This window comes from Solemya pervernicosa gill symbiont, from assembly GCF_002020875.1.
GTDB lineage: Bacteria > Pseudomonadota > Gammaproteobacteria.
Genome location: NZ_MPRL01000133.1, coordinates 1 through 4,740 on the forward strand (window position 1 = coordinate 1; position 4,740 = coordinate 4,740).

The 4,740-nt window shown below is 54.0% G+C and carries 4 protein-coding genes; 1 reads left to right on the top strand and 3 read right to left on the bottom strand.

Features of this window, described 5'->3' with window-relative positions; genetic code table 11:
• Positions 1-76 precede the first annotated feature (76 nt).
• A complete protein-coding gene (locus tag BOW52_RS16575) occupies positions 77-1,213 on the bottom strand; it encodes a hypothetical protein (RefSeq protein WP_078485195.1) in 1,137 nt (378 codons plus the stop codon).
• A 171-nt stretch (positions 1,214-1,384) separates the two neighbouring features.
• Here BOW52_RS16575 and BOW52_RS16580 point away from each other — a divergent pair, with 171 nt between their 5' ends.
• A complete protein-coding gene (locus tag BOW52_RS16580; RefSeq protein ID WP_078485196.1) occupies positions 1,385-1,864 on the top strand; it encodes an REP-associated tyrosine transposase in 480 nt (159 codons plus the stop codon).
• 685 nt (positions 1,865-2,549) lie between these two features.
• On the opposite strand, the gene fabB is transcribed toward BOW52_RS16580, so the two are convergent.
• The gene (gene fabB, locus BOW52_RS16585; protein WP_078485197.1) at positions 2,550-3,767 is read right to left on the bottom strand and encodes a beta-ketoacyl-ACP synthase I; all 1,218 of its coding nucleotides are present in this window, start codon (positions 3,765-3,767) and stop codon (positions 2,550-2,552) included.
• A 15-nt stretch (positions 3,768-3,782) separates the two neighbouring features.
• Positions 3,783-4,319, bottom strand: a complete 537-nt coding sequence (fabA, locus tag BOW52_RS16590) for a 3-hydroxyacyl-[acyl-carrier-protein] dehydratase FabA (protein WP_078485198.1) — start codon at positions 4,317-4,319, stop codon at positions 3,783-3,785.
• Positions 4,320-4,740: the final 421 nt, after the last annotated feature.

The following is a 4,740-nucleotide window of genomic DNA, read 5'->3' on the forward strand; positions in this document are numbered from 1 at the left end:
TTCGTCGTTCGCTCGCGCTCTCAACTACGAATATGCAGACGGCGTCGACTATCGCGGACTAACCGCCTTCGCTTCGCTATCCATAGCGGTCAGCGTCGGCGCGAATTTTGATCTCCGCATCACGCTTCATGTTGCCGATCACCTCAGTCAGGTCGATCTTGTTGGGATTCTCACTGCTCTGATTAGCGAGCACCCGGAACAGTTCATCCTGCTCCAGCGTATACCCCTCGCCCGCATCGTTCTGCACATAGGCGGCCCACGGCACATACTTGGTGTGTGGAAAAATCTGCCCCTCACTTGGTGAGACGTCGATGTGGATACCGGAGATAAAGACCACCCACTTACCACGATAGGCAGGCTCATTGACGATGCTGCGGAAGGTGCGATCAAACTCCACCTGCACGTTCACCTGAGCTGCAGAGAGTGGTGGAAACTTGCTGCAGAGAATCGTCGGCATCGACTTGATCAGGTTACGGTTGATGCGACGACTCGCATCGATATTGCTACCCATATCGCGGTGGAAAGTGAAGAGATCGGGAAAGAGATTACGGCCGATCGCTTTACGGTAGGTGGGCCACATCTTGCCGACCCGTTTCACATACTCCCCCGAGGCACGATAGACCCGCGCGGTACTCAGCTGCCCCACTGGTGCCTCAAGCCCCCGCTCCATATCGATTAAGCGCTCGAAATTGAGTAACAGCCCCTCCTCACGCTCATCACTAACCAGTTGGTTGTCGATCACCACCAGATGCTCACCATCGATGAAGTCGAGCTTGATCTGTGCACAGGCAAAATCGTATTCGCGCTTATACCAGTCGATCACATTGCAGATCGCCCCACAGTCGGTCGAGCACTCGTGCTCTTCGGTCTGCAAGCGACGGTAAATGCCAAATTCACCCGTCTCCGGCTCATAGCCGACGTGGCTCGCCTGGATAATCACCAGATCCTCACCATGGTGCGCATGCGGCCCGTGGCGATCGGTCGCCACAATGCCGCCAACACGACCGTGGTTGAAGGGGAAGGTGCCAAAGTGCTTGGCGATCATGATGATCGGATAACCCTGATTCTCATCCGAGCAGAACGCCCGCGAGGGCATCATCTTATCCGGCTCCATCCCCAGCGAGAGACAGAAGTTATAGAGCCGCGGCATGAAGACGCTATAACGCATTGCGTAGTCATCCACACGGAAACTATTACGAAGTTCGACGGACATGCTCCCCTCACTAAATTTTAGTTTTGGCAAAGGTTACCATAGGGATGGTTTCAGCGTGGGCATATAACTATGCCCACCCTACAAATGCCGTGATACATTAGCAGTGTCCGTAGCGTGGGCATAGTTATATGCCCACGCGGATTATCAAAAAAGGCAATGGAGTGCCATCACATGTCAAACTACCGACGTTCTCAGATACAAGGAAGCAGCTACTTCTTCACCGTCGTCAGCTACCGGCGCCAACCGATCTTGTGCGACACAGCCATCCGTAACGCACTTCGTCGAGCAATCGACAAAACACGACAACAACACCCCTTCACCATCGATGCCTGGGTGCTTCTACCCGACCACCTCCACTGCATCTGGACCCTGCCAGGGGGAGATGCCGACTATGCTAAATGCCGGGGAATCATTAAAAGGCGTGTAAACATCGAGTGTCGTAGCTTATACAGAGACGACTCACTACTAACCGATTCCATAAGAAAACATCGCGAATCGACTACCTGGCAACATCGCTACTGGGCACACCAATTAAGGGACCAGCACGATTTCAATCGACACATGGACTACATCCACTACAAACCAGTAAAACATGGGCTTTGTGCACACCCTAACCAGTGGCCCTATTCGACGCTGCATCGGCTTAATTAGAGATGGAACGTATCCAAATAACTAGATATCGCCAGCGCAATAGATGCATCCGGAGAATTTAGTGAATGAATCACCATTTCCGCCTGGCATAAAGACAATGCCTACCCTACGAACTAATGCTGTACTAGCAACACTAGGAATTCCGGAATGGGTACATCATTAGCGGTGACTTCGGCATGAAAACCATAGGAATAGCCTTACTTATACTGGCATTAATTATTGATATGTTATTGGTTTTTTTGCCACGGGAAATTATTTTCCGGTCAGGAGTAGAAGTCACCAACTATAAATTCACACCTCCACCTAGAACAGTATTAAACAACTTTGGTAGGCTCCTAGATACTACCTATAAGTCACTAGGAGCATTGGGTTTGCTCATAATAGTAGTTTTTGTGTGAACGTATATTTTATGAATTGCGTTCACTGTAGGGGAGTCGCTATTTTTGCGAGAGTTTGTTTTGGGCATCCAAGCCCAAGCAAACAGCAAAAACTTCACGCGACCGTTTATGCCTGCGGCGCCCCATGGCGGTCAGCGAATGAAGCCAAGCTAGTGTGTAGGGCGGGCATGTTCTCATGCCCACGCTGACATATTTAAAACGCGATTGAGTGATATTAATAACATACCCAAATCAATCACAAAAAAGCCCGCCATATAGGCGGGCTTCTTGTTACAACCGGCTAACAACTAACCGTTGTACTTCGCAAACACCAGCGTCGAGTTGGTACCACCGAAACCGAAGCTGTTCGACATCACGATATCGAGCTTCGCATCGTCGATGCGCTCCTGAACAATCGGCATTCCCTCTGCCGCCGGGTCGAGTTCGGTGATGTTGGCCGAGGCGCTGATGAAGCCCTCTTTCTGCATCAGCAGCGAGTAGATCGCCTCGTTGACGCCTGCCGCGCCGAGGGCGTGACCGGTGAGTGACTTGGTGGAGGAGACGTAGGGCATATCGTCGCCGAAGACGTTCTTCATCGCCTCCAACTCCTTGATATCACCGACTGGTGTGCTGGTGCCGTGGGCGTTGATATAGTCGACCTTGCCGTCGACCGTCTCCATCGCCTGCTGCATGCAGCGCACCGCGCCTTCGCCTGATGGTGCAACCATGTCGTGACCGTCTGAGGTAGCACCGTAACCGACCAGCTCAGCGTAGATTTTCGCGCCGCGCGCCTTGGCGTGTTCCAGCTCTTCGAGTACCACCGTGCCGCCGCCACCAGCGATAACAAAGCCGTCGCGGGTGGCGGCGTAAGGGCGTGAAGCGGTGGTGGGTGCATCGTTGTACTTGGAGGACATCGCACCCATGCCGTCAAAGAGTACCGACATGGTCCAGTCAAGCTCCTCGCCGCCACCGGCGAACATCATATCCTGCTTACCGAGCAGGATCTGCTCGTAGGCGTTACCGATGCAGTGCGCCGAGGTGGCACAGGCGGAGCTGATGGAGTAGTTGACGCCCTTGATCTTGAAAGCAGTACTGAGACAGGCTGAGGTGGTGCTGCCCATGGTACGGGTCACCATGTAGGGGCCAACACGTTTGACGCTCTTCTCACGGGCGGTATCACACGCCTGCACGATATTGGCGTTGGAGCCGCCACCGGAGCCCATGATCAGGCCAACCTTGGGATTGGAGACCTCTTCGGCGCTGAGGCCAGCATCTTCGATCGCCTGCTGCATGGCGATGTAGTTGTAGGCGGCCGCACTGCCCATGAAACGCATCAGCTTGCGGTCGATCATCTCGGACGGTTCAAGTTTGACCGGACCGTGGACCCGCGAACGGAAGCCCATTTCGTCGTACTGCTCGGAGAATTCGATACCGGAGCGACCCTCGCGCAGCGCGTCGGTCACCTCCTCGGCGTTGTTACCGATGCTGGAGACGATGCCCAGCCCAGTTACTACTACTCGTCTCACGCAAATGTCCTCTGTTTAGAAGTTTTCGGTCGAGGTGAAGAGGCCGACCCGTAGGTCCTTGGCAGTATAGATCTCGCGGCCATCGATCTCCATGGTGGCATCGGCGATGCCCATATAGAGTTTGCGCATAATGACGCGCTTGAGATCGATCTTATAGGTGACCAGCTTGCCTTCTGGGACAACCTGTCCAGTGAACTTCACCTCGCCAGCACCGAGAGCACGACCACGGCCTGGACCGCCCTTCCAGCCGAGGAAGAAGCCGACCAGCTGCCACATGGCATCAAGACCGAGACAACCCGGCATGACCGGATCTCCCTGGAAGTGGCAGTCGAAGAACCAGAGATCGGGGGTGATATCGAGTTCCGCAACAATCTGGCCCTTGCCGTATTCTCCACCCTCATCACTGATGTGGCTGATGCGATCAAACATCAACATCGGTGGCAGCGGCAGCTGCGCATTACCGGGGCCAAACAGCTCACCGCGACCACACTGCAGTAGCTCTTCGCGGCTGAATGAATTTTTTGCTTCGGCTTTCAGTTCACTATTGGACATTTGCGTATTCGCCGTCCTTACGCGGCGATTGGAGTCGGTTACGACTCGCCTCAGTTGGCAGAACGCATAGCCTACCACAAGCGACTCCGGCAGCCGAAGCGATCTTTGGACGTTTATCAGACATTTAGACAGGGTCTAGCCGCTCACTTCGCTCCATATATCGAGCCATTTCTGCCGCCATGTGCAGCCCTAACCATCCTGAAGTAGAGTTTGATTCGAAGTCTGATAACCAAGAGCGCCAATTGAGCCACAGTAAAGAGACCGTGCCATTGACCATCACCACCCTCTGCGCAGAGGCGACGTTACCACTGCGACACCAGCTGCTCGGGGAGTCGCTATTTTTGCGGAAGCTTGTTTTGGGCGTCCAAGCCCAAGCAAGCGGCAAATACTTAACGCGACCGTTTATGCCTACGGCGCCCCG